Annotated in this window: 23 protein-coding genes; 11 read left to right on the forward strand and 12 right to left on the reverse strand. The window is 62.1% G+C overall.

Translation table 11 applies throughout. The annotated features are described in order from the left end of the window. The first annotated feature begins 162 nt into the window (after window positions 1-162). The 4 genes from osmF to GR212_RS02120 all read left to right on the forward strand — a co-directional run bounded on the left by osmF (window position 163) and on the right by GR212_RS02120 (window position 4051). A complete protein-coding gene (gene osmF, locus GR212_RS02105; RefSeq protein ID WP_163984796.1) occupies window positions 163-1071 on the forward strand; it encodes a glycine betaine ABC transporter substrate-binding protein OsmF in 909 nt (302 codons plus the stop codon). Between the two features lie 123 nt (window positions 1072-1194). Next, complete coding sequence (locus tag GR212_RS02110) at window positions 1195-2361, forward strand: ABC transporter permease (RefSeq protein ID WP_163984797.1); 1167 nt, start codon at window positions 1195-1197, stop codon at window positions 2359-2361. Further along, window positions 2358-3305: an ABC transporter ATP-binding protein gene (locus GR212_RS02115; protein ID WP_163984798.1), complete on the forward strand. Its 948-nt coding sequence runs from the start codon at window positions 2358-2360 to the stop codon at window positions 3303-3305. Before GR212_RS02110 ends, GR212_RS02115 begins: the two co-directional genes overlap by 4 nt. Then, window positions 3302-4051 (forward strand): ABC transporter permease, encoded by a 750-nt coding sequence (locus GR212_RS02120; protein WP_163984799.1) that lies wholly within the window; start codon window positions 3302-3304, stop codon window positions 4049-4051. The genes GR212_RS02115 and GR212_RS02120 overlap by 4 nt, the downstream gene beginning before the upstream one ends. Window positions 4052-4107: 56 nt before the next feature. Here the strand turns inward: GR212_RS02120 and GR212_RS02125 are convergent, their stop codons facing one another. Further along, complete coding sequence (locus GR212_RS02125) at window positions 4108-4491, reverse strand: YciI family protein (protein ID WP_163984800.1); 384 nt, start codon at window positions 4489-4491, stop codon at window positions 4108-4110. Window positions 4492-4669: 178 nt separating this feature from the next. Between GR212_RS02125 and GR212_RS02130 the strand changes: the two genes are divergently transcribed. Further along, the gene (locus GR212_RS02130; protein ID WP_163984801.1) at window positions 4670-5065 is read left to right on the forward strand and encodes a VOC family protein; all 396 of its coding nucleotides are present in this window, start codon (window positions 4670-4672) and stop codon (window positions 5063-5065) included. Between the two features lie 60 nt (window positions 5066-5125). Here GR212_RS02130 and GR212_RS02135 read toward each other — a convergent pair whose 3' ends face one another. Continuing rightward, window positions 5126-5518 (reverse strand): PRC-barrel domain-containing protein, encoded by a 393-nt coding sequence (locus GR212_RS02135; RefSeq protein ID WP_163984802.1) that lies wholly within the window; start codon window positions 5516-5518, stop codon window positions 5126-5128. Between the two features lie 348 nt (window positions 5519-5866). Between GR212_RS02135 and GR212_RS02140 the strand changes: the two genes are divergently transcribed. Together GR212_RS02140 and pgi are read left to right on the forward strand one after the other, a co-directional pair. Then, window positions 5867-7564, forward strand: coding sequence for a long-chain fatty acid--CoA ligase (locus GR212_RS02140; RefSeq protein ID WP_163984803.1), 1698 nt, complete (start codon window positions 5867-5869; stop codon window positions 7562-7564). 173 nt (window positions 7565-7737) lie between these two features. Then, entirely contained in the window at window positions 7738-9363 is a 1626-nt protein-coding gene (pgi, locus tag GR212_RS02145) for a glucose-6-phosphate isomerase (RefSeq protein ID WP_163984804.1), read from the forward strand. Window positions 9364-9646: 283 nt separating this feature from the next. Here the strand turns inward: pgi and GR212_RS02150 are convergent, their stop codons facing one another. From GR212_RS02150 to GR212_RS02160, 3 genes are all read right to left on the reverse strand, one after another. Continuing rightward, a complete protein-coding gene (locus tag GR212_RS02150; RefSeq protein WP_163984805.1) occupies window positions 9647-10573 on the reverse strand; it encodes a carbohydrate kinase family protein in 927 nt (308 codons plus the stop codon). 77 nt (window positions 10574-10650) lie between these two features. Further along, a complete protein-coding gene (locus tag GR212_RS02155) occupies window positions 10651-11346 on the reverse strand; it encodes an orotate phosphoribosyltransferase (RefSeq protein WP_163984806.1) in 696 nt (231 codons plus the stop codon). 129 nt (window positions 11347-11475) lie between these two features. Beyond that, window positions 11476-12126, reverse strand: a complete 651-nt coding sequence (locus GR212_RS02160) for a TetR/AcrR family transcriptional regulator (RefSeq protein ID WP_163984807.1) — start codon at window positions 12124-12126, stop codon at window positions 11476-11478. A 98-nt stretch (window positions 12127-12224) separates the two neighbouring features. Here GR212_RS02160 and GR212_RS02165 point away from each other — a divergent pair, with 98 nt between their 5' ends. Together GR212_RS02165 and GR212_RS02170 are read left to right on the forward strand one after the other, a co-directional pair. Continuing rightward, on the forward strand, window positions 12225-13055 hold the full coding sequence (locus tag GR212_RS02165) for an SDR family oxidoreductase (RefSeq protein WP_163984808.1): 831 nt from the start codon (window positions 12225-12227) through the stop codon (window positions 13053-13055). Continuing rightward, window positions 13052-13531 carry a DUF1772 domain-containing protein gene (locus GR212_RS02170; RefSeq protein ID WP_163984809.1) on the forward strand — a complete coding sequence of 160 codons (480 nt, stop codon included), beginning with the start codon at window positions 13052-13054 and terminating at the stop codon, window positions 13529-13531. Before GR212_RS02165 ends, GR212_RS02170 begins: the two co-directional genes overlap by 4 nt. 41 nt (window positions 13532-13572) lie before the next feature. On the opposite strand, the gene GR212_RS02175 is transcribed toward GR212_RS02170, so the two are convergent. From GR212_RS02175 to GR212_RS02200, 6 genes are all read right to left on the reverse strand, one after another. Next, window positions 13573-14724, reverse strand: a complete 1152-nt coding sequence (locus tag GR212_RS02175; RefSeq protein ID WP_163985160.1) for a GGDEF domain-containing protein — start codon at window positions 14722-14724, stop codon at window positions 13573-13575. A gap of 197 nt (window positions 14725-14921) precedes the next feature. Next, entirely contained in the window at window positions 14922-15962 is a 1041-nt protein-coding gene (gene pyrC / locus GR212_RS02180; protein WP_163985161.1) for a dihydroorotase, read from the reverse strand. 145 nt (window positions 15963-16107) lie between these two features. Next, entirely contained in the window at window positions 16108-16740 is a 633-nt protein-coding gene (locus GR212_RS02185; RefSeq protein ID WP_163984810.1) for a nucleoside triphosphate hydrolase, read from the reverse strand. Beyond that, on the reverse strand, window positions 16737-17546 hold the full coding sequence (locus GR212_RS02190; protein WP_204326223.1) for an ATP-binding cassette domain-containing protein: 810 nt from the start codon (window positions 17544-17546) through the stop codon (window positions 16737-16739). The genes GR212_RS02185 and GR212_RS02190 overlap by 4 nt, the downstream gene beginning before the upstream one ends. Next, window positions 17522-18586: an ABC transporter permease gene (locus tag GR212_RS02195; RefSeq protein ID WP_163984811.1), complete on the reverse strand. Its 1065-nt coding sequence runs from the start codon at window positions 18584-18586 to the stop codon at window positions 17522-17524. Before GR212_RS02195 ends, GR212_RS02190 begins: the two co-directional genes overlap by 25 nt. A gap of 173 nt (window positions 18587-18759) precedes the next feature. Then, window positions 18760-19785 carry a sugar ABC transporter substrate-binding protein gene (locus GR212_RS02200; RefSeq protein ID WP_163984812.1) on the reverse strand — a complete coding sequence of 342 codons (1026 nt, stop codon included), beginning with the start codon at window positions 19783-19785 and terminating at the stop codon, window positions 18760-18762. A gap of 248 nt (window positions 19786-20033) precedes the next feature. Here GR212_RS02200 and GR212_RS02205 point away from each other — a divergent pair, with 248 nt between their 5' ends. Together GR212_RS02205 and GR212_RS02210 are read left to right on the forward strand one after the other, a co-directional pair. Next, window positions 20034-21281, forward strand: coding sequence for an ROK family transcriptional regulator (locus GR212_RS02205; protein WP_163984813.1), 1248 nt, complete (start codon window positions 20034-20036; stop codon window positions 21279-21281). Next, window positions 21265-21699: an RbsD/FucU family protein gene (locus tag GR212_RS02210; protein WP_163984814.1), complete on the forward strand. Its 435-nt coding sequence runs from the start codon at window positions 21265-21267 to the stop codon at window positions 21697-21699. The genes GR212_RS02205 and GR212_RS02210 overlap by 17 nt, the downstream gene beginning before the upstream one ends. Window positions 21700-21899: 200 nt before the next feature. Here GR212_RS02210 and GR212_RS02215 read toward each other — a convergent pair whose 3' ends face one another. Continuing rightward, on the reverse strand, window positions 21900-22937 hold the full coding sequence (locus GR212_RS02215) for a 4-hydroxyproline epimerase (RefSeq protein WP_163984815.1): 1038 nt from the start codon (window positions 22935-22937) through the stop codon (window positions 21900-21902). Window positions 22938-22944 lie beyond the last annotated feature (7 nt).

Here is a 22944-nt window from a genome sequence, read left to right on the forward strand (position 1 = left end):
ATCCGAAGCGACATCGATTTTTCGCGATGAGCTACGTGCCTGATGCGGCCACCAATTCGCCTGTGGGCCACCGGCCCACTCGAAGCTTGCCTGTACGGACTGCGCCTTGAGGCGGCACGAACATGCAAAACAAAGGTTTAACGGGGTACAAAGGGAAACATCATGCTTAAGAAGCTTGCACTTGCCGCCACGCTGACGGCTCTCCTTGCCAGCGGCGCCAACGCCGCCGACGTCGTCGTCTCCTCCAAGATCGATACCGAGGGCACGTTGCTCGGCAACATCATCCTCGCCGCGCTGAATGCCAACGGCATCAAGGCGCAGGATCGCATCGCGCTCGGCACGACGCCGGTTCTTCGCAAGGCGATCACCGCAGGCGAGATCGACATCTATGCCGAATATACCGGCAATGCCGGCTTCTTCTTCAACAAGGCCGACGATGCGGCCTGGAAGAACCTGCAGCAGGGCTATGACCTTGCCAAGAAGCTGGACTACGACGCCAACAAGATCGTCTGGCTGACGCCATCGCCGGCCAACAACACCTGGGCGATCGCCGTGCGCAACGATGTTGCCGGCCCGGCCAAGCTGAAGTCCATGTCCGACTTCGGCAAGTGGGTTGCAGGTGGCGGTGCGGTCAAGCTTGCCGCCTCGTCCGAATTCGTCAACTCTCCGGCTGCCCTGCCGGCCTTCGAGACGACCTATAGCTTCAAGGTGAAGCCGGATCAGGAAGTCGTGCTTTCGGGCGGCGATACGGCAGCGACGATCAAGGCCGCGGCCGACCAGACCAACGGTGTCAACACCGCGATGGTCTACGGCACCGACGGCGCCATCGAAGCCGCCGAGCTGACCGTGCTCGAAGACGACAAGAGCGTGCAGCCGGTCTACGCCCCGACGCCGATCATCCGCGAGGCCGTGCTGAAGGCCAACCCGAAGATCGAAGAGGTTCTGGCGCCGATCTTCAAGGGCCTGACCGCCGACGTGCTGCGCAAGCTGAACGGCCGCATCCAGGTCGACGGCGAGCCGGCCAAGGCTGTTGCCGAATCCTACCTCAAGGACAATGGCTTCCTGAAGTAAGGCTTTGTCGCTGCTCCTGCGGCTCCATTTTGATAGAGTGGGGCCGCCGGGGCATTCGAATGGGCATGGTCTTGTCCGAACCCGCCTCAAATTTTGGGCTCATGCGCTGACGGAGCTTGCCTAATGGAAGATGCGCTAGCGGTCCGCAGAGTGGACCGTCTCGGAGTGGTGCTGGTGGCGGGCGGCGCGCTGGCCGTGGCCTGGATGCCGTTCATCATCGTCAAGGCAAACCGCATTGCCGCCGGCAAGCCTCAACTGCTTACCCAGCTTCTCGGCCAGCCGGCCGCGATATGCCTGGTCGTCCTCTTGGTAGCCGCAGCGCTTGCCGCGCTTTTCCTTCACAACCAGGTCATCCGCCTCGGCATCGCCACGCTCGCGATCGCCATGCTCATCGTCACGCTCGGCCTGGTTTCGACCGCCGCGACGCCGACGGGCAGCACAGTCGCGCGCATTACGCCCGGCGGCTGCTTCTGGGTCTTGATTGCCGTGGTGGGACTGATGATTTCGGATGCGCTGGTAAAATTGCGGCTGACGCCCTGGCTGCGGGTCGCCGCACTCGCGGTCTATGCCGCCCTGCTGTTCGCCGTGCTGCGTTCCGGCCTGCTCGACAATCTCTCGATCATGAAGGAATACGCCAACAATGCCGACAAGTTCTGGCATGAGGCGCTCGGCCATGTCTTCCTTTCCCTCGGCTCCGTTGCGATCGCCATCGTGCTTGCGCTGCCGCTCGGCATCTTCTGCTACTGGCAGCCGAGGGCCCGCGCCGTGGTGCTGCGCGCGCTGAGCCTGGTGCAGACCATACCGAGCCTGGCGCTGTTCGGCATCCTGATGCTGCCGCTCGGCTATATTGCCGCCCATGTGCCTTTTGCAGCCCAGATCGGCATCCAGGGCATCGGCGTGGCGCCGGCGCTGGTGGCGCTGGTGATCTATTCGCTGCTGCCGGTCGTCGCCAATACCGTCGTCGGCCTGGCCGGCGTCGATCCCTCCGTGCGCGATTCCGCCGCCGGCATGGGCCTGACGCGCCGGCAGATCCTGACCGGCATCGACCTGCCCCTCGCCTTTCCGGTAATCCTCACCGGCATCCGCATCGTCCTGGTGCAGGCGATCGGGCTCGTCACCGTGGCGGCGCTTATCGGCGGCGGCGGCTTCGGCCTCTTCATCTTCCAGGGTATCGGCCAGACGGCCAATGACCTTGTGCTGCTCGGCGCGGTGCCGACGGTCTTTCTCGCTTTCTCATCGGCCGTCATCCTCGATGCGGTCATCGACAGCATTCGGGGACAACGCGCATGACCAACATGATCGAGCTCAAGGGCGTCACCAAGCGCTATGGCAGCGCCACCGTGGTCGACAATGTCAGCATGAGCATGGAAAAGGGCACGATCACCGTCATCGTCGGCACGTCCGGCTCCGGCAAGTCGACGCTGATGCGCATGATCAACCGGTTGGTGCCGATATCGCAGGGCCACATCTCCGTCGGCGGCGAGGATGTCATGAACGTGCCGGCGACCGAGCTTCGCCGCCGTATCGGCTATGCCATTCAGGGGCACGGGCTGTTTCCGCATCGCACGGTCGCGCAGAATATCGCCACAGTCCCCGAGCTGCTCGGCTGGGAAAAGGCGCGTATCGCCCAACGTGTCGAAGAACTCCTCAATCTCTTTCATCTCGACCCCGGCACCTTTGCCGGCAAATATCCGAGCCAGCTTTCCGGCGGCCAGCAGCAGCGCGTCGGCGTTGCACGCGCGCTTGCCGCCGAACCGGAAGTGCTTTTGATGGACGAGCCCTTCGGCGCGCTCGATCCCGTCATCCGCGGCAAGGCACAGGACGACCTGCTCGCCATCCAGAAGCAGTTCGGCACGACCGTCATCCTCGTCACCCACGACATGGACGAAGCCTTCCATCTGGGCGACCGGATCGCCGTCATGAGCGGCGGCAAGCTGCTGCAATGCTCCGAGCCCGAGAAGATCCTGACGGAACCCGCCGATCCCTTCGTCCAGCAGCTGACCGGCACGTCCGATCGGGCCTTGAAACTGATGTCGCTGCTGCCGCTCAAGGAGAGCATGCAGCCGCCGCGGACCGGCCTCGGCTACAGCCTGCCGCAGACGCTCAACCTGCGCGATGCCCTGGCGGAGCTGATCTGGCAGGGCGCGGAAGAGGCAACCGTCGAAGACGAGCGCAAGATGCCCGTCGGCTCGATCTCGATCCAGCATCTGATCGAACTGGGCCGCAAAGCATGAGATTTGTCGCCGCCAACCTCTTCCGTGTTCTGGCGCTCGCGCTGCTGCTGGTGATGTTGTTTCGCCCGGAATGGCTGACGCCGGTGCTCGCCCCGCTGACCAAATTCGGTGCGTCGCCGATCTATACGCAGAACAGTTTGCCGAGCCTCGCGCTCAGCCATCTCGAACTGATCCTCGTCTCGATCGTCGCGAGCGGCATCCTGGCCGTTCTCGGCGGCATCTTCGTCACGCGGCCGGTCGGCGCCGATTTCCTGCCGCTGTCGCGGGCAATCGCCAATGCCGGCCAGACCTTTCCGCCTGTCGCCGTGCTGGCGCTCGCCATCTCGACCACCGGCTTCGGCGCAGTGCCGACGCTGATCGCACTTTTCCTCTACGCCCTGTTGCCGATCTTTGAAAATACGGTCGCCGGGTTGCAGCAGGTGCCAGCCTCGGTGCTCGATGCCGCCGACGGCATGGGCATGAACGGCTGGCAGCGCCTGTTCCGCGTCGAGCTGCCGCTCGCCCTGCCCTTGATTATCGAAGGACTAAAAATCGCGACCGTCATCAATATCGGCACGGCGACGATCGGCTCTACGGTCGCCGCCAAGGGGCTGGGCGAGGTCATCATCGCCGGGCTGATCAATGACAACACCGCCTTCATCCTGCAGGGAGGCCTGATCGTCGGCCTGATGGCGGTGCTGATCTATGACGCCATGGAGACGATCGAGCGCGGCGTCACAAGCAAGATCGGCCTTCAATCCCATTAGGATCGGAGATCCGTTGCAGCCTCTCCGGGCCGCTAGCAGCGCGGATAATCGGCGCGTCAGTTGCCCTCGCCATAGGGCAGCGATGCGCCGGGCACGTAGAGCGAGACCGGCCTGATTTCATAAACGGCGGTAGGATTGGCGCGCCGCAATTCGCGCGCCGCTTCGATGGCTCCCTCGATGGTCGGAAAATCGACGACGTAAAAGCCTAGCAGCTGTTCCTTGGTTTCGGCAAACGGCCCATCGATGACCAGCCCCGCGCCCTTCCCGCGCAAGGTGACGGCATTCTGGGTCGCGCCGAGACGCACCGCCGGGCCCAGCGACCTCCGCGCAACCATGCGGTCGTTGATCTCGAGCAGCTCGCTCATGAGCGCGGCGTCCTCCTCCTCGCTCCAGGATTCCACGATATCTTCCTCATGATAGGCCAAAATGGCGTAGTACATGATTTCTCCCCCTTTGGTTGCAAACTTGAGCGCCGGGAGTTAAGCAGATCGATCGGAATTCAGAAACCTCCGATCTGCACTTGAATACGGACGGAGCAATTTTACGTGCGCTTGCCTTGCTCGGCCGGCAATGGCATTTGCTTTCGATGATGTGTTCAGACGATCGATGGAGACGCCGATGGCCAAGATGATTCACTCGATGATCCGCGTGCTCGACGAGGCGCGCTCGACCGAATTCTACGACAGAGCTTTCGGGCTGAAAGTGGCCGACCGCGTCGCTTTCGAAACCTTCACGCTGATCTATCTCAGCAATGCCGAGACCGGCTTCGAACTGGAATTGACCGTCAATCAGGGCCGCACCGAGCCTTACGCGCCTGGCGACGCCTACGGCCACCTCGCGGTCTCCGTTGCGGAACTGCGCGACGAACATGCGCGCATGACGGAACTGGGGCTCAATCCCGGCAAGATCGTCGAACTCAATCGAGATGGAAAGCTCTTCGCGCTGCTCTTCTTCGTCACCGACCCCGATGGCTACAAGATCGAGGTCGTGCAAAGACACGGGCGGTTTCAATAGAGCCCAACAAAGCAATGCCCCGCTCCGGCGGGGCTTACCCTAGCGGCTCCCTCCGTGCGCTCACATCCAGTAGGGAGGCACGCCAAAATAATCATGGGTCTTGTGACCATGATCCTTGTGGTCGTGTTCATCCTTGCTGGCGAAGCGGCGTGCTTTTTCAACGTCGTTCTTGGTCATGCTGACGCGATAGCCGTCGATGCGGGCATCGTAGCGCAGCTTTTCCCACGGCAGCCGGTAATGATCCTGGCCGATGCCGAAAAAGCCGCCGAAACTCAAAATGACGAAAGCGATGCGTCCGTCACTTTTCTCGAGCATCAGGCGCTCAATATGACCAATCTGCTTGCCGTCCGAACCGAATACCCTGGAGCCTTCGACGCGGTCACAGGCAACCAGCATCGACATGTCCTTGATGTAAAGGTCACGACCCGAAAAATCGGCACTCTCTTTATGCATATGCGCACCTCCTTTTGGATACGCGTCACATAAACTATGGAGCGTCCGACCTGCTCTTTGGGGCAGTACGATGCTCCGATGGGTTTACGCCCATGGACCTATTAACGCTCCGTTATCGCAAAAGTTCCAGCACTTTTTTCAAAACTGTAAAAAAACGTGAGCGCGCGACAATTATTGACGTTTACGTCAAGGTTATTGTAGCATTTGTCACGCTTCGATGATTTAGTTGAGAGCAACAACCGCGGCGATGCGAAAAGCGGGAGACTTTTCGATCGGGCGGTGACAGTTTACATATCCGCCGCTCAAGACGGCGGGGCGTGGTGATGATGCGTAAAGGAGGAAGTGCGCATGAATTCAGTCTCCGCTCCATCGGATAGGCCGCAGGTCAAGAAAATATGGCTTGCCTCCTATCCGGACATCGTACCGGCCGAGTTGCCGCCGCTGGAGCATGCGTCACTCGTCGAACTGCTGGAGGAAAGCTGCGCGCGCTATGCGGACCGGGTCGCCTTCACCAGCATGGGCAAATCCATCACCTATCGCGACCTCGACACCCAGACGCGCAAGATCGCAGCCTGGCTGCAGAGCCTCGGCCTTCAGAAGGGCGACCGCGTCGCCGTCATGATGCCGAACGTGCTGCAAAACCCGGTCACCACCTATGGGATCCTTCGGGCCGGCCTAGTCGTCGTCAACGTCAATCCGCTCTATACGCCGCGCGAGCTCGAGCACCAGCTGCGCGATTGCGGCGCCAAGGCGATCTTCGTTCTTGAAAACTTCGCCCATACGGTGGAGCAGGTTCTGGCGCATACGGATGTGCGCCATGTCGTCGTCACCGCGCTCGGCGACATGCTCGGCATCAAGGGCCACATCGTCAACTTCATCGTCCGCAAGGTGAAGAAGCTCGTGCCGGCATGGTCCATTCCCGGGCATCGCAATTTCAAGGGCGTGGTCTCCGAGGGCGCGCGCCTGCCGCTGAGACCGGCCGGGCTCACCGGCAGCGATATCGCCTTCCTGCAATATACCGGCGGCACGACCGGCGTTGCCAAGGGCGCCATCCTCACGCATTCCAATCTGCTCGCCAACCAGCAGCAACTGCTGCTCTGGCTGCAATCCGCCTACATCAACAAGCCGCGGCCCGAGCAGCTGACGTTCGTCTGCGCGCTGCCGCTTTACCACATCTTCGCGCTGACGGTGAATTCGCTGATGGGCATGTCGCTCGGCGGCCACAACGTGCTCATTGCCAACCCGCGCGACATACCGGCCTTCATCAAGGAGCTGGGCAAATACAAGTTCGACATGTTCCCCGGCCTGAACACGCTGTTCAACGCCCTGATGAACAATCCCGATTTCAGCAAGCTCGATCTTTCCAACACCGCAACGCTTGCCGGCGGCATGGCGGTTCAGCGGCCGGTGGCCGAGCGCTGGCAGAAGATGACGGGGGCCTGGATCACCGAGGGCTACGGCCTTTCCGAGACCTCGCCGGTCGCAAGCGCCAACCGCTTCGACAGCTCCGAATTCTCCGGCACCATCGGCCTGCCGATCACAGGCACCGATTTCGACATTCGCGACGAGAACGGCAACTCGCTGCCGCTCGGGGAAGTCGGCGAGATCTGCATCCGCGGGCCGCAGGTGATGGCCGGCTACTGGAAGCAGCCGGCCGAAACCGCACGCGTGATGACGCCGGACGGTTTCTTCCGCAGCGGCGACATGGGCTTCATGGACGAGCGCGGCTACACCAAGATCGTCGACCGCAAGAAGGACATGATCCTGGTCTCGGGCTTCAACGTCTATCCGAACGAGATCGAGGAAGTCGCCGTCATGCATCCGGGCGTCCTGGAGGCGGCGGCGATCGGCGTTCCGGACCCGCATTCCGGCGAGGCGGTGAAGCTCTTCATCGTCAAGAAGGACCCGGCCCTGACCGAGGCCGACGTCAAGGCCCATTGTGCTGCAAACCTGACCAACTACAAACGCCCGCGCTTCATCGAATTCCGCACCGAGCTGCCGAAATCGAATGTCGGCAAGATCCTGCGCAAGGAGTTGCGCGGCTGACATAATTCCGTGTCATTCAGAAAGCCGCTCGCCCGTTTTCGCGAGCGGCTTTTTTCGTTTTGGATGATACGTGAACTTGATTTACGCCCTACATAGGGAATAGTTTCCGCGACCAACTCAGAGTGCCCTGCCCTCTCCCGACGGCAAGCGGCGCGAACCGCAAGGAGTCCTCCATGAACGCCCTCGTCGATCAACTGAAGAGCACCGCATCGGCAACGAAGGCCACCGATATTCGCGCCGCCTTCACCGCTGATCCCAAACGCTTTTCCCGCTTCAGCGCCTCGTTCGACGATCTTCTGATGGATTATTCCAAGACGGCGGTGAACGACGACATTCTCGCCCTTCTCGAGAAGCTCGCAGCCGAGGGCGGCGTCGCTGCCAAGCGCGAGGAAATGTTCTCGGGCGTCGCCATCAACTTTACCGAAAACCGCGCCGTACTGCACACCGCCCTGCGCAACCGCTCCAACACGCCTGTGCTGGTCGACGGCACGGATGTCATGCCTGACGTCAACGCCGTGCTGGCCGCCATGGGCAAGTTTGCCGACGGCATCCGCTCCGGCGCGCTGAAGGGCTCGACGGGCAAGGCGATCACCGATGTCATCAACATCGGCATCGGCGGCTCCGATCTCGGCCCGGTCATGGCGACACTGGCGCTGGCGCCCTTCCACGACGGCCCGCGCTCGCATTTCGTCTCCAATATCGACAGCGCGCACATCGCCGACATCCTGAAGCTCGTGAAGCCGGAAACGACGCTCTTCATCATCGCCTCGAAGACCTTCACGACGATCGAAACGATGACCAACGCGCAGACGGCGCGCAAGTTCATCGCCGACGCGCTCGGCGAGGCTGCCGTGCAGCATCACTTTGCCGCCGTCTCGACGGCGCTCGACAAGGTTGCCGCCTTCGGCATCGACAGCGAGCGCGTCTTCGGCTTCTGGGATTGGGTCGGCGGCCGCTACTCGATCTGGTCGGCCATCGGCCTGCCGCTGATGATCGCCGTCGGCCCGGAAAACTTCGGCAAGTTCCTCGACGGCGCGCATGCGATGGACAACCATTTCCGCAAGGCGCCGTTCAGGGAAAACCTGCCGATGCTGCTCGGCCTCATCGGCTTCTATCATCGCAACGTGCTCGGCTATCCGACGCGCGCGATCCTGCCCTATGACCAGCGCCTGTCGCGCTTCCCGGCCTATCTGCAGCAGCTCGACATGGAATCGAACGGCAAGGGCGTCACCATCGACGGCACGCCGGTCGAAGGCAATTCCGGCCCGGTCGTCTGGGGCGAGCCCGGCACCAACGGCCAGCACGCCTTCTACCAGCTCATCCATCAGGGCACGAGCGTCATCCCGGCCGAGTTCATGATCGCCGCCAACGGCTTCGAGCCGAACCTGCGCCACCAGCATCAGCTTTTGATGGCCAATTGCGTGGCGCAGTCGGAAGCGTTGATGAAGGGCCGCACCTTCGAGGAAGCCAAGGCCCAGCTCACCTCCAAGGGCATGGACGACAAGAAGGCCGATTTCATCGCGCCGCACCGCGTCTTTACCGGCAACCGCCCGTCGATCACCTTCGTCTACGACAAGCTGACGCCCTATGCGCTCGGCCGCCTGATCGCGCTCTACGAACATCGCGTCTTCGTCGAAGGCGTGCTGTTCCGCATCAATTCCTTCGACCAGTGGGGCGTCGAGCTCGGCAAGGAACTGGCAACGGGCCTACTTCCGGTCATCGAAGGCAAGGAAAGCGCTGCTGGCCACGATTCCTCGACTCAAGGGTTGGTGGCTGCTCTGGCAAGCCGGGCGAAGTAAGCTCTAGGCGATGAGGGCGGGTGTGATCCTGCCCCTTCTCGTCCTCTGAGCGGGCTGTAAGAACACCCCCCTCTGTCCCTGTCGGGACATCTCCCCCACAAGGGGGGAGATTGGTAATGCGCGGTACTTCACCGCCCAAAACCAATATTGCGTCTGCTGAGACTGAGGCTGTTGACTTTGCAGAGGCGCGGCAAACTCCCAACGATCTCCCCCCTTGTGGGGGAGATGTCACGACAGTGACAGAGGGGGGCGGCCTCTCCGCACCCGCAAGGCCGATGAAAGATTACAGCCCGATCTCACTTGCCCATGGCGGATTGGCGCCAGCGCGCGATACCGTGACAGCGGCAGCCTTGGCGCCCAGAGCCAGCGCATCCTGCAACGCCTTCTCGTCGAGCGAGGCCACCTGCGCCTTGGTCAGCAGATTGTTCATCTTCAGCGACGCCAGGATGCCGGCATCGAACGTGTCGCCGGCGCCGACGGTATCGACGACCGTGACACGTTCGCTCGGAACCGAGACTTTCAACGACTTCGTATAGCCCGTCGCACCCTCGGCGCCCTTGGTGACGACGACGAGCTTGGCGCCCTGGCCCAGCCAGTGCGCGGCCAGCTCATCGTGGTTGCCTGCGATGCCGAACCATTCCAGATCCTCGTCGGAGAACTTCAGGATGTCGGACATGGCGACCATGCGGTTGAGGCGGGCCATGTGAGCGGCCTTGTCCTTGATGAAGCCCGGGCGAATGTTCGGATCGAGCGAGATCACGCGGCTCTGGTGCTCGCGCTTCATCAGCGCCTCGTAGGTCGCGCCGCACGGATTGGGGATCAGGCTGATCGCGCCGAAATGCAGGGCTTCGCAATCATCGCCGAGTGTCGGCAGATCGGCTTCGGTGATCATGCGGCCAGCCGTGCCTTCGTCGTAGAAGGCGTAAGTTGCCTGGCCGTTGACGAGCTTGACGAAAGCGATCGTGCTCGGGCGCGGCGTGATGGCGCAATAGCTGAAATCGACCTTGGAGGCAGACAGCGTTTCGCGCAGGATATCGCCCATCATGTCATCGGCGAGGCCGGTGAAGAAGCCTGTGGGAACGCCGAGACGGCCAAGCGCTATCGCGGTGTTGAAGATCGCGCCGCCGGCATAGGGGGCAAAGCCCTTTTCGCCCTGCGTCGTCTCCCGCGGCAGCATGTCGATCAAAGCTTCGCCACAGCACAATATCATTCCGGCCTCCTAAAGAGCGCGTCTGTCTTATCCAGTCTCATAAATCGATTAGATAAATTCGCGGCAAAAGCAAAGCGTCATTTGGGCAGCTCCGAAATGCCGCCGTTCCAGCCGGACCATGCGAGCGGTGCATTGAGGAAGGCCTCGACTTCTTCGAGCGTCTTCTCGTCAAACAGCTTCTGCTCCTTGGCGACGGCGAGCACGTCGCGCCAGGTGGCGATGTGATGCAGGCGGACGTTTCTATTGGCAAAACGCTCTTCCGCCTCGGGGAAGATGCCGTAGTAGAACAGCGCCATGCCGTGATCGACGATGCCGCCGGCCGCGCGGATGGCGTCGATGAAGGTGAACATGCTGCCGCCGGCCGTCGTCAGGTCCTCGATGACGAGCACGCGGGCGCCATCCTTCATATCGCCTTCGATCTGGGCGTTGCGGCCATGACCCTTCGGCTGCTTGCGGACATAGATCATCGGCAGGTCGAGGCGCTCGGCCAGGAAGGCGGCGAAAGGAATGCCCGCCGTCTCGCCGCCGGCAACGCAGTCGAACTGCTCGAAGCCCGCATTGCGCACGATGATGCTTGCAGCGAAATCCATGACCGTGGAGCGGATGCGCGGATAGGAGATCAGCTTGCGGCAATCGATATAGACCGGGCTCGCCATGCCGGAGGCGAATTTATAGGGCTTGTCGGCGCTAAAATGGACCGCCTTGATTTCCCAAAGCATCTTTGCCACCAGCTCAGCCATGACGGCGCGATCGGTAAATGTCATCTGGGTCATGCGGGGGCCTCCTTCGCAGCGCTAATGTTCCAGCGGCAATAGCAGCAAGCGGCCCGAGTTTCCAGACGCATGGGAGGTTTTGCAGGCATCCGTCGCGGGCGCAACCGGCATTCCGCCGCCCGCAGTTGCCTATCGGACCATGCCGAGATCGGCGGGCAGCATGGCCTTGAACAACGCAATCACCTTGTCGCCCTCCTCCCGCTCGATCGAGATCGCATAGCGGACCGCGGCCGCGACCAGCTGCATGGTCAGTCGGGCGATCCGTGCGAGTTCGGATTGGTCGCGCTTCGGCCACAGGCGTTCGAGGACGGTGAGAAAAGCCTGCGAATGCCATTCCATGTCTTCGGCGTCGATCTGCTGCAGCAGCTTGTCGGCGTGGGTGGCGTGCCAGATGTCACGCATGACGGGCTCGTCGAGAAACATCGCATAGTAGCCGTCGACGATGCGGCCAAGGGCAGCCTGGAGCTCGTCGGCGCTCTTGATCGCCAGCAGCTCGTCCTCGACGCATTGACGGCCCTGCTCGTTGAAGCGTTCGGCCAGCACGCGGATGATCGCCGTTTTGTCCGGGAAATACTGATAGAGCGAGCCGAAGGACACGCCCGCCTTTTCGACAATCTCGCCCATGCGCAGCGCATCGCTGCCGTTCTTCGCGATCAGCTCGGATGCCACCGAAAGGATCCGTTCCACGCGTTCGCGGCCGCGCTGCTGGCTGGGTATGCGCCGCGGCGTCCCCGCCTCGTCCTTGCTGCGCCTGCGTTTCGCGATGGGTTCCTGCGTCATGTCATTGCCTGCCTGTCATTGTTGACAAGCAATATAAGAGAGTTTATCACATTTCGCAAATGAGAGAATTTATCACATTTTTATCGGAGGAGCTTGATATGCAGATCTCGCCGATCGCCATTATCGGCGGATTGGGAAAAACCGGCGGCCGGGTTGCCGGACGTCTGACGGAGCGCGGCATCAAGATTCGCGCCGCCTCGCGCTCGACGACGCCTCGTTTCGATTGGCAGGATCGCAGCACATGGCATCAGGCACTCGAAGGCGCTTCCGCCGCCTATGTCACCTTCCAGCCCGATCTCGCCGTCGACTGGGCGGCGGAGGCGATTTCAGCCTTTGCGAAAACGGCCGTGCAAGCCGGCATGGGGCATATCGTCCTGCTTTCCGGCCGAGGCGAGGACGGAGCCGTCCGCAGCGAAGAGAAACTCAAGGCCGCCGGCATGGACTACACCGTGCTGCGCGCCAGCTGGTTCAGCCAGAATTTCAGCGAAGGCGCCTTCATGGACGGTCTTCTCCAAGGGAAGCTCGCTTTGCCGGCCGGTGACGTGCCGGAGCCCTTCGTCGATGCCGACGACATCGCCGACGCCGCGGTCGAATGCCTCACCGATCCGCGCCATCGCAACCGGACCTACGAGCTGACGGGACCGCGCGCTTTGACATTTCGCCAAGCGGTCTCCGAGATCGCAGCGGCCGCCGACAGGGCCATCGACTACGAAACGGTGTCGATCGATGCCTTCATTGCCGAGATGACCGCTTACGGCCTGCCGCAAGAGACAACCAGCATCCTGCATGAGCTTTTCACGCAGGTTCTCGATGGCCGCAATTCGCCTGTGATGGATGGCATCAGCCGGATCCTTGGCAGGCCAGCCAAGGACTTTTCCGATTACGCTCGTGAAACCGCCGCAACCGGCCTCTGGAGTATCCGGTCATGACCTTCCCGATCACGAATATCGCTCTTGTCATGGCGGCGCTCGGCAGCGGCCTTCTGGCCGGCGTCTACTTCGCCTTCTCGACCTTCATCATGCAGGCCTTTGCCCGCCTTCCCGTCGATCAGGGGATCGCGGCCATGCAATCGATCAATACGACGATCGTGCGCTCCCCCTTCATCGTGCTTTTCCTGCTGACGGCAGCCTTGTCGGTCTTCATCGCCGTGATGGCAATTGTCTATTGGCGGGGCAGCATCAGCGTGCTGATGCTGACGGGCGCGGCGCTCTATCTCGTCGCCAGCTTTCTTTCGACGATGGTGTTCAACGTGCCCTTGAACGACGCCCTCGACAAGCTCGACGGCCGTTCCGTGGAGTCGGCGCAGGTATGGTCGACCTATCTTGCCGACTGGACGCGGTGGAACCATGTGCGCACGGCCGCCTCTCTGCTGGGCGCATGCGCTTTCGTGAGAGCGCTGTTCTAAACTCTTGGAAGGACGGTCGTCAGCATGACGGCAGGAACGGGCTAGACGGCGTGCAGATAGGCCGCGACCTCGACACGGTTGCGGCCGTTGCGTTTGGCCTCATAGAGCGCCTTGTCGGCGGCGCGAAGGACATCATCGAAGCCAAGGCCCTTGACGGTACCGGTCGCGACACCGGCGCTGACCGTGCAGACCATGGATTTGTCGTCGACGGTGATCGCCCGCGCCGCAAAGGCATCACGCACCCGCTCGGCGACCTGCTCCGCCCGGCCCGGCAGCGTGTTGTCGAGAACCAGCGCAAACTCTTCGCCGCCGAGGCGGGCGACCGTATCGGAAGACCGCAAGCCAACGGAAAGCTCCTGGCCGAACAGCTTGAGCACGAGATCGCCGGCGGCGTGGCCGTACTGGTCGTTGATCGCCTTGAAGCGATCGATGTCGAAGATGATGACGGCCATCGACGGGCCGAAGGAGCGGTGACCGTAGAGATCGAACAATGCGCGGCGGTTCAGCAATCCCGTCAGGGAATCGGTGATCGCCTCGCGGCGATGCAGCGCGGCCTGGCGCCATTGGTGCAGGGCAAGCGAAAGCGCCCCGATCCCGGTCATTCCGGCAATGCAGATGGCAAGGCTGAGATCCTCGGCCCAATTGTCCGGCGCATGGCCGAGCACAAGCTTGCCATTCGCAATCAGGACGCCAGCGCAAAGCGCAAAGGAAACGGCGGTCAATGTATAAAGCGCGGTAATGCCGTAAAGCGGTGTCGGCGCCTCATGGCGGCTCAGCCAGTATTCGCGCGCCGTCAAAAGCAGAAGCACGCCAATGACGACATTTTCGCCCATGAACGCAAGACCGTCATAGCCAGCCAGCATCGGCACAGCCGACGCGGCAGTGCCGATCAGGCAGCCAAGCAGGAGACGCCCCTTGGAAAAACGGCGCGTGCGAAACTGATAACCGGCGACCCAGATCGTTGAGAAGCCGATGAAGAAAAGCAGGAACGTCAGGATGGCAAAAATAGGCCGCGGCGTATCGACGTAGGAGCCATAGATGAAAATTCCGCCGACGAGGGGGGCAAGACCGGCGGAGCACGTCAGGAGAAAGGTATCGGGCCGGCGAGAAAACCAGTTTCCGACCAAGGTAACCGCAAGGCACGATGCGGAAACGCCGAGGGCCAGAAGAAGGGAGTTGTAATCGACCAGCATCATGCTCTTTCGACGGTTTCATTGCTACCGCGGGGGATCGCCGACACGCTAGGCCTCAAGGGTATCAAATCCGTTACGGCAAATAATAAAGAAAATATATTTCAACAAAATATACGTCCCATATTGCGGCAAAACGCTATTGTTTTGCAGGACGTTTCTCACCGTTTCTTCAATAGTCTATATGAGTAAGTTCGAAATTAGATTTCGACATCCCAATGCAACGGGAACATCGGATCGAAGACGGTAACGGGACCAGCGCCGGTTTCGATCTTGGCCGGGAAGGCCACGGCATCCGGACGGCGAACCAGAGTGATGCTGTCTTCGTTGACCGGCAGCCCATACCAGGCCGGGCCGTTCAGCGACGCGAACGCTTCGAGCCTGCCCAGAGCGTCCTCTTCCTCGAAGACGTGAGCAAGGCAGCTCATGGTGTTGATCGAGGTGTAGATGCCGGCACAGCCGCAGGCGCACTCCTTCAGCGGATCCACATGCGGAGCCGAATCCGTGCCGAGGAAGAACCTGGTGTCGCCGCTCGTGGCAGCCGCGCGCAGCGCGAGGCGATGGCTCTCGCGCTTGGCGACGGGCAGGCAGTAATAATGCGGGCGAATGCCGCCGACGAGGATGGCATTGCGGTTGATGATGAGGTGATGCGTCGTGATGGAGCCGGCGAGGTTCGCCTTTGCCGACTTGATATAGTTCACGCCGTCGGACGTGGTCACATGTTCCATCGTGACCTTCAGTTCCGGCAGTCGCTGCCGCAACGGGTCGAGCACGGTTTCGATGAACACGGCCTCGCGATCGAAAATATCCACCTCCGGCGTCGTCACCTCGCCATGGACGCAGAGCGGCAGGCCGATCTTTGCCATGCGCTCCAGCACGGGCATGGCGTTGTCGAGGTTGCGCACGCCGCCATGCGAGTTCGTCGTCGCACCCGCCGGATAGAGCTTCACGGCGGTGATCAGGCCGCTTTTCCTGCCTTCGTCGACATCGTCGGGGCTGGTGTGCTCGGTGAGATAGAGCGTCATCAGCGGCTGGAAGCGGTCGCCTGATGGCAGTGCCTTCAGGATGCGCTCGCGATAGGCAGTCGCGTCGGCGGTGGTCACGACCGGCGGCACGAGATTGGGCATGATGATGGCGCGGGCGAAATGCCTGGAGGTGTCGCCGATCACGCCTTCCAGCATGGCTCCGTCGCGCAGATGCAGATGCCAATCGTCGGGACGGCGGATGGTGAGCTTTTGCATGGGCGCGACCTCTGGAAATATGAGCGCGATCTTGCGCGAAAGCCGGCTCAGGCCCTTCGGCATCGTACTCTTTCGATATCGCGCTTCGATAGCACCAACCGCCCCCGCAAAACAATCCGCGACGGCGGTTAAATCATCAAGATGCTCAGTCTTGAACGATATCGATGGTGACGTCGGCGCGGCGGCGGTTTTCCAGGATCAACCGCCCGTTCGGCAGATCGTTGCCATAGACCTTGGCGCGGGAGGCTTCGTCATCCAGATCGTAGCCCTTCCAGCGTGCCCACAGCCGCTCCTCCAGCACCTCCATCGGCGGGGCGAGCATGACCGAATAATCGAACATGCCTTCCAGCTCCGCCCATTTGCCCTGGCTGAACAGCAGGTAGTTCCCCTCGACCACGATGAAGCGGTGATCGGGCGACACGATGCGGGCGGATGCAATGGCAATCTCGCGCGAGCGGTCGAAGACCGGCACCAGCACCTCCTGGTCGGCGGCACGCACGGCCCTGACGATATCGAGAAAGGCGCGAACGTCGAAACTCTCAGGCACGCCCTTCCGCTTCAGGAGCCCCTTCTCGATCAGGACGGCATTATCCATGTGGAAGCCATCCATCGGCAGGACTTCGGCGCTCTCGCCCCTGGCCTTCAACGCCTTGGCGACATTATCAGCCAGTGTCGACTTGCCGGCGCCGGGTGGTCCGGCGATCGCAACCAGAAACCGCTTCGCATCGCCGGCGCGTGCGACGATATCGCGGGCAATTTCCTCGAGAGATACGCTCATGCGGCGACATTCTCCACCGGCGGAGCCTTGGCGCCGGTCATGAAGGCAACGGCATCGGACATCGAATGTTCCTTGGGATTGATGACGGTCAGACGGCGTCCGAGGCGATGGATGTGGATGCGGTCCGCCACCTCGAAGACGTGCGGCATATTGTGCGAAATCAACACGATCGGCAAGCCACGGGCACGCACGTCGAGGATGAGTTCGAGGACCTTGCGGCTTTCCTTGACGCCGAGCGCCGCCGTCGGCTCGTCCATGATGACGACCTTGGAACCGAAGGCTGCCGCGCGCGCCACCGCCACGCCCTGGCGCTGGCCGCCGGAGAGCGTTTCCACCGCCTGGTTGATGTTCTGGATCGTCATCAGGCCAAGCTCGGTCAGTTTGTCGCGGGCACGCTTTTCCATCGCCGGCCGGTCGAGCATACGGAACACGGAGCCGAGAATGCCGGGTTTGCGCACCTCGCGGCCGAGGAACATGTTGTCGGCGATCGACAGCGCCGGCGAGAGGGCCAGGTTCTGATAGACCGTCTCGATACCGGCTTCGCGCGCTTCCATCGGCGAGCGGAACTGGACGGTTTTTCCCTCCAGCTTGATCTCGCCCTCATCGGGAATAACTGCGCCGGAAATCGCCTTGATCAGCGAGGATTTTCCGGCGCCGTTGTCGCCGATCACGGCAAGGATCTCGCCGGGATAGAGATCGAAATCGGCATTGTCGAGCGCGGTGACGCGTCCATAGCGCTTGACGAGGCCGCGGGCGGTGAGAATGGGTTCGCCGGTCGGGGTCATGCCGATACCTTTCTGATCCATTGATCGATCGCGACGGCGCCGATGATGAGAACGCCGGTCAGAAGCACCTTCCACTGCGGATCGGCCCCGAGCATGTTGAGGCCCATGGAGACGACGCCGACGATCATGGCGCCGAAGAGCGTGCCGAGGATCGAGCCGCGGCCGCCAAAGAGCGAGATGCCGCCGATCACCGTCGCGGTGATTGCCTGAAGATTGAAGTCAGTGACTGCGGAGGATGGCGAAACCGAGCCGTTGCGGCCGATGGAGACCCATGCTGCGAGGCCCGCGATCAGTCCCGAAACGCCGTAGACGGCAAGGAGCACTTTCTTGGTCTGGATACCGGCAAGCTTCGCCGCCTCCGGATCGTCGCCCACGGCATAGACATGGCGGCCCCAGGCGGTGTGGTTGAGCACGTACCAGAGGACGATGACCAGAAGCACCATGGCGATGACGCCAAGGGTCAGCACGGCGCCGCCGAGGCGGAAGCTGATAGCGAAGAAATGCAGCAGCGGCGCCTGTTCGTCGACATCGGTATCGCGAATGGTCTCGTTGGCCGAATAGATGAAATTCGTCGCCATGACGATGTTCCAGGTGCCGAGCGTCACGATAAACGGCGGCAGCTTCATATTGGCGACAAGGAAGCCGTTGAGCAGGCCGCAAAGGCCGCCCGCAACCATGCCGGCCAGAATGGCGATCGGCGTCGGCAGCCCGTATGTCACGGCGACATTGCCCATGACGACGGAGGAAATGACCATGATGACACCGATCGACAGATCGATGCCGGCGGTCAGGATGACCAGCGTCTGGGCCGCGCCGAGAATACCGACGATCGCGATCTGCTGCAGGATCAGCGTCAGCGTATAGGCGGAGAAGAACCGGCCGCCGATGGCGATGCCGAAGATCACAATCGCCAGCACCAGCACGATCAGCGGCACAGCCGCCGGGGTCGAATGCAAAAAGTGCTGCACGCGCTTGAGAAGAGAGACATCTTGATGCTCGAACGAGGCGACTTTCTTGTCGCTGCCGTCGAGAACACGTTCGAATTCCTGTGCTCCGGACATATTATTCCTCCGCCACCGCGCCGCATGCACGGGAACCGCCGGCTGTTGGGGGCCAGCCAGGAGATGAACCCGGCCGACGTGACTGTTGCGATTGTCTGCTCCCTATAAGAAGAGCCGCGCCAGCAGGCGCATGACGCGGCTCCTCAAGGGACTATATCACATCCGTGAGGGGCTTAGCCCCAGCACTTGTTGAGGCCTTCCTTGGTGTCGATGGACTTGACGCCGGAAACCGGCTTGTCCGTCACCAGGGAGACGCCGGTGTCGAAGAAGGACTTGCCTTCCGTCGGCTTCGGCTTTTCGCCGGAGTCGGCGAACTTCTTGATGGCCTCGACGCCGAGGGACGCCATCATCAGCGGGTACTGCTGAGCGGTCGCACCGATCACGCCTTCGGTGACCGACTTCACGCCCGGGCAACCGCCGTCGATGGAGACGATCAGGACCTGCTTTTCGAGGCCGACGGCCTTCAGGGCCTGGTAGGCACCGACTGCGGCCGGTTCATTGATGGTGTGGATGACGTTGATGCTGGAGTCTTTCTGCAGAAGGTTTTCCATGGCCTTGCGGCCGCCTTCCTCGTTGCCGTTGGTGACGTCATGGCCGACGATGCGGGAATCGGTTTCGTCGCCGATCTTGTTCGGATCCTTGGTGTCGATGCCGAAGCCCATCATGAAGCCCTGGTCGCGCAGGACGTCGACGGACGGCTGCGACGGCGTCAGGTCGAGGAAGCCGATCTTGGCATCCTTTGCCTTGTCGCCCAGGGTTTCCTTCGCCCATTGGCCGACGAGCTTGCCGGCAAGCAGGTTGTCCGTCGCGAAGGTCGCGTCAGCGGAATCAGCCGGCTCCAGCGGCGTATCGAGCGCGATAACAAGCAGACCGGCATCCCGCGCCTTCTTGACCGTGGGAACGATACCCTTGGTATCCGAAGCGGCGATCAGGATACCCTTGGCGCCATCGGCGATGCAGCTTTCGATTGCGGCAACCTGGCTTTCGCTGTCGCCGTCGATCTTGCCGGCATAGGACTTCAGCGTCACGCCGAGTTCCTTGGCCTTGGCGGTCGCGCCTTCCTTCATCTTGACGAAGAAGGGATTGGTATCGGTCTTGGTGATGAGGCAGGCGGATACGTCGGCAGCCTTGGCCGGCGCGGCAAAGGCGACGCCGATGGCCAGCGCGGCGAACGCGGTGGAAATAACAGATTTCTTCATTCAATCCTCCCGATGTTTGAAAGGCCGGACCTTCCGGCAACCCCCGGGCCAAAACCCGGCGTAGAGATACGCAATGCCTCTCGGATTGTTTCCGGCGGACCTCCTCCAAGGCCATATATGCATCCCCGACGGTCCATATCTGAGCCTAAAGATTTCCGGCTGTCAATAAATAAATCGGATTGAATTATTAATTGGATGTGGCATTCTGCCAAAAAATAGGGCATGGCCATGGTGGAAGGAGCAGGCTCATGTCTCTTGTGCACGACCCTGAGGACACACCCACAACGCCAGCGATTCTCGACCCCAGCGGGGGCGCAAATCAGCTCGGCGTGCGCGCCCATAACGAACGGCTCGTCCTGTCGCTCGTGCGCCGTCACAGCGCCCTGTCCAAGGCCGATATCGCCCGGCGCAGCGGCCTTTCGGCGCAAACCGTTTCCGTCATCATGCGGGAGCTGGAAAAGGACGGCCTGCTGTCGCGCGATGCGCCGGTGCGTGGCCGCGTCGGGCAGCCATCCATTCCCATGCGGCTCAACCCGGACGCGGTGCTCTCCTTCGGTGTCAAGATCGGCCGGCGCAGCGCCGATCTCGTGCTGATGGATTTCATCGGCGGCATCAGGATGCAGCTCCATCAGACCTATCCCTACCCGCTGCCGCAGGACATCATCGCCTTCGTCACGGCCGGGATCCGGGAACTGGAGGGCCGCCTCAGCGAAGAGGAGCGCCGCAAGCTCGCCGGCATCGGCGTCGCCGCGCCGTTCGAGCTGTGGAACTGGGCCGAGCAGGTGGGCGCGCCGCCCGGAGCGATGGATGTCTGGCGCGGGTTCGACCTTCGCGCCGAAATCGCCTCGCGCGTGGCCTATCCCGTCTTCCTGCAGAACGACGCCACCAGTGCCTGCGGCGCGGAGCTGGTCTTCGGCGTCGGCTCGCACTATCCGGATTTCGTCTATTTCTTCATCGGCTCCTTCCTCGGCGGCGGCATCGTCCTCAATTCGTCGATTTTCGTCGGCCGGACCGGCACGGCCGGCGCTCTCGGTCCCCTGCCCGTGCGCGGCCGCAACGGCGAGAACCGCCAGCTTCTGGAAATCGCCTCGATCTTCGTGCTCGAAAATCTCTTGAGGGATCACGGCTTCGACCCGCGCCCCCTCTGGTACTCGGCCGACAACTGGATCGATTTCGGTGAGCCGCTGGAAATCTGGATCCAGGATACGGCCAAGGCCCTGGCGCAGGCGATCGTCGCCTCCGCGTCGGTCATCGATTTCAGCGCCGCGGTCATCGACGGCGGCTTCCCCGACTGGGTGCGGGAACGGGTGGTGCGCGCCACCATCAAGGCCGCCGCCGAACTGGATCTGCAGGGTGTCGTCATGCCCGAGATCGTCGAAGGCGCCGTGGGACCGCAGGCGCGGGCCATCGGTGGCGCCAGCCTGCCGATCTTCGCGCGCTACCTGATCGACCAGAATGTACTTTTCAAGGAGATAGAGCATGTTGAAGGGCATTGACCCGCTGTTGAGCCCGGAGTTGCTGGCGACGCTGCGCGCCATGGGCCACGGCGACGAAATCGCCCTTGTCGATGGAAATTATCCCGGCCTCGAACATGCACGCCGCCTCATCCGTCTCGACGGCCACGGCGTCATCCCCGTGCTCGATGCCGTGCTGAGCGTGCTGCCGATCGACGATTTCGTGCCGCAGGCGATTTTCCGGGCAACCGTCCGTCAGGACCGCGACGCCGTCGATCCCGTTCATGCCGAAATGATCGAGTGCTGCGCGCGGCACGTTCCGGACATCAGGGTCGTTCCCCTGCTGCCAGCGGAGTTCTATGAGCGGGTGAAGCAAACCCATGCGCTGGTCCAGACCAGCGAGCCGCGGCTCTACGGCAATATCATCCTGCGCAAGGGTGTGATTTATCCCAAGGGATAGGAAAGTGCCCCTCATCCGGCCTTCGGCCACCTTCTCCCCGCTTGCGGGGCGAAGGAGATGGGGGCACCCACAGCCTTCTTTCCAGCCAATTGCTCAGACGATACTGAGAGGTAGTCCCCTCTCCCCGCCTGCGGGGAGAGGGTTAGGGTGAGGGGCTGAACTCTCCGCCCGACCTAGAACAACCGAGCCTTCACCCGCCCTCAAATCTCCCCCGCCGAAGGCCCCCAGACGTCCGTCATCGCAAAGCCTTCCGCCATGGGGTCAAAGGGATCGAGCGCCACCTGACTGAGGCCGAAGGTGAAGCCGCGGCCGGTGATGGTGGGGATGATGGCCGGCTTGCCGGCAACCTCGGTCACCGCCTGCAGACCGACTTCGAACTCCGAACCGATGATCGAGCGTGACTTGAAGACATCGCCGACCTTGGCCTTGCCGCGCGCGTGCAGCGTCGCCAGGTTGGCGGAATTTCCGGTGCCGCAGGGCGAGCGGTCGGCCCGGCCGGGCCACATGGTCGTGCAGGTGCGGATGGCGCCATCGCTATCGATATCGCGGAACATGACGTAGGCGACGCCGGAGATCGCCGGGATTTCCGGGTGAACCACGGACATCGTCCGGTTGATCGCATCCTTGAGAATCATCCCGGCCTGGACGAGCGCTGCCGCATTGCCCTTTTCGATCGTCAGGCCGATCTGGCCGACATCGACGAGCCCATAGAAGATGCCGCCATAGCACAGGTCGAGCTTGATCCTGCCCCATTGCGGCGTGTCGAGCTCGACATCCAGCTCATGCACGAAGGACGGCACCATGGTCAGCCGCACCTTCTCGCAGCGGCCATCGCGGCAGGTCGCCGTGGCGCGGACGAGGCCCGCCGCCGTATCGAGGGTAACGACCGTTTCCGGCTCCTTCATCTCGACGATACCGGATTCGAGCAATGCCGTGGTCACGCAGATGGAGTTGGAGCCTGAGCTTGCATGGGCCTGGTCCGGCTGCAGGATGATGAAGCCGGCATCGGCCTCGGGATGTTTGGCCGGCAGCAGCAGGTTGACGGAGCCGATCGGCGCGCCGCGCGGCTCCAGCACGAGGAAGCGGCGCAGCTCCTGGCCCTTCGGATCGGTGTTCAGCCAATGCAGCTGCTCGGCAATGCTGTTGCCGGGAATCTTCGGCACGCCGCCGATGGCGACCTTGCCGATTTCCCCTTCGCAATGAACGTCCAGCAGCTGGATCGTGCGCTTCCATCTCATCTCATGT

Origin of the sequence: Martinezella lusitana (assembly GCF_010668395.1) — a bacterium.
GTDB lineage: Bacteria > Pseudomonadota > Alphaproteobacteria > Rhizobiales > Rhizobiaceae > Rhizobium > Rhizobium lusitanum_A.

Excerpts from the sequence above, each read along its gene's own strand:
- osmF (WP_163984796.1), top strand. The coding sequence starts at position 163 with ATGCTTAAGAAGCTTGCACTTGCCGCCACGCTGACGGCTCTCCTTGCC.
- GR212_RS02110 (WP_163984797.1), top strand. The coding sequence starts at position 1,195 with ATGGAAGATGCGCTAGCGGTCCGCAGAGTGGACCGTCTCGGAGTGGTG.
- GR212_RS02115 (WP_163984798.1), top strand. The coding sequence starts at position 2,358 with ATGACCAACATGATCGAGCTCAAGGGCGTCACCAAGCGCTATGGCAGC.
- GR212_RS02120 (WP_163984799.1), top strand. The coding sequence starts at position 3,302 with ATGAGATTTGTCGCCGCCAACCTCTTCCGTGTTCTGGCGCTCGCGCTG.
- GR212_RS02125 (WP_163984800.1), bottom strand. The coding sequence starts at position 4,491 with ATGTACTACGCCATTTTGGCCTATCATGAGGAAGATATCGTGGAATCC.
- GR212_RS02130 (WP_163984801.1), top strand. The coding sequence starts at position 4,670 with ATGGCCAAGATGATTCACTCGATGATCCGCGTGCTCGACGAGGCGCGC.
- GR212_RS02135 (WP_163984802.1), bottom strand. The coding sequence starts at position 5,518 with ATGCATAAAGAGAGTGCCGATTTTTCGGGTCGTGACCTTTACATCAAG.
- GR212_RS02140 (WP_163984803.1), top strand. The coding sequence starts at position 5,867 with ATGAATTCAGTCTCCGCTCCATCGGATAGGCCGCAGGTCAAGAAAATA.
- pgi (WP_163984804.1), top strand. The coding sequence starts at position 7,738 with ATGAACGCCCTCGTCGATCAACTGAAGAGCACCGCATCGGCAACGAAG.
- GR212_RS02150 (WP_163984805.1), bottom strand. The coding sequence starts at position 10,573 with ATGATATTGTGCTGTGGCGAAGCTTTGATCGACATGCTGCCGCGGGAG.
- GR212_RS02155 (WP_163984806.1), bottom strand. The coding sequence starts at position 11,346 with ATGACCCAGATGACATTTACCGATCGCGCCGTCATGGCTGAGCTGGTG.
- GR212_RS02160 (WP_163984807.1), bottom strand. The coding sequence starts at position 12,126 with ATGACGCAGGAACCCATCGCGAAACGCAGGCGCAGCAAGGACGAGGCG.
- GR212_RS02165 (WP_163984808.1), top strand. The coding sequence starts at position 12,225 with ATGCAGATCTCGCCGATCGCCATTATCGGCGGATTGGGAAAAACCGGC.
- GR212_RS02170 (WP_163984809.1), top strand. The coding sequence starts at position 13,052 with ATGACCTTCCCGATCACGAATATCGCTCTTGTCATGGCGGCGCTCGGC.
- GR212_RS02175 (WP_163985160.1), bottom strand. The coding sequence starts at position 14,724 with ATGCTGGTCGATTACAACTCCCTTCTTCTGGCCCTCGGCGTTTCCGCA.
- pyrC (WP_163985161.1), bottom strand. The coding sequence starts at position 15,962 with ATGCAAAAGCTCACCATCCGCCGTCCCGACGATTGGCATCTGCATCTG.
- GR212_RS02185 (WP_163984810.1), bottom strand. The coding sequence starts at position 16,740 with ATGAGCGTATCTCTCGAGGAAATTGCCCGCGATATCGTCGCACGCGCC.
- GR212_RS02190 (WP_204326223.1), bottom strand. The coding sequence starts at position 17,546 with ATGGATCAGAAAGGTATCGGCATGACCCCGACCGGCGAACCCATTCTC.
- GR212_RS02195 (WP_163984811.1), bottom strand. The coding sequence starts at position 18,586 with ATGTCCGGAGCACAGGAATTCGAACGTGTTCTCGACGGCAGCGACAAG.
- GR212_RS02200 (WP_163984812.1), bottom strand. The coding sequence starts at position 19,785 with ATGAAGAAATCTGTTATTTCCACCGCGTTCGCCGCGCTGGCCATCGGC.
- GR212_RS02205 (WP_163984813.1), top strand. The coding sequence starts at position 20,034 with ATGTCTCTTGTGCACGACCCTGAGGACACACCCACAACGCCAGCGATT.
- GR212_RS02210 (WP_163984814.1), top strand. The coding sequence starts at position 21,265 with ATGTTGAAGGGCATTGACCCGCTGTTGAGCCCGGAGTTGCTGGCGACG.
- GR212_RS02215 (WP_163984815.1), bottom strand. The coding sequence starts at position 22,937 with ATGAGATGGAAGCGCACGATCCAGCTGCTGGACGTTCATTGCGAAGGG.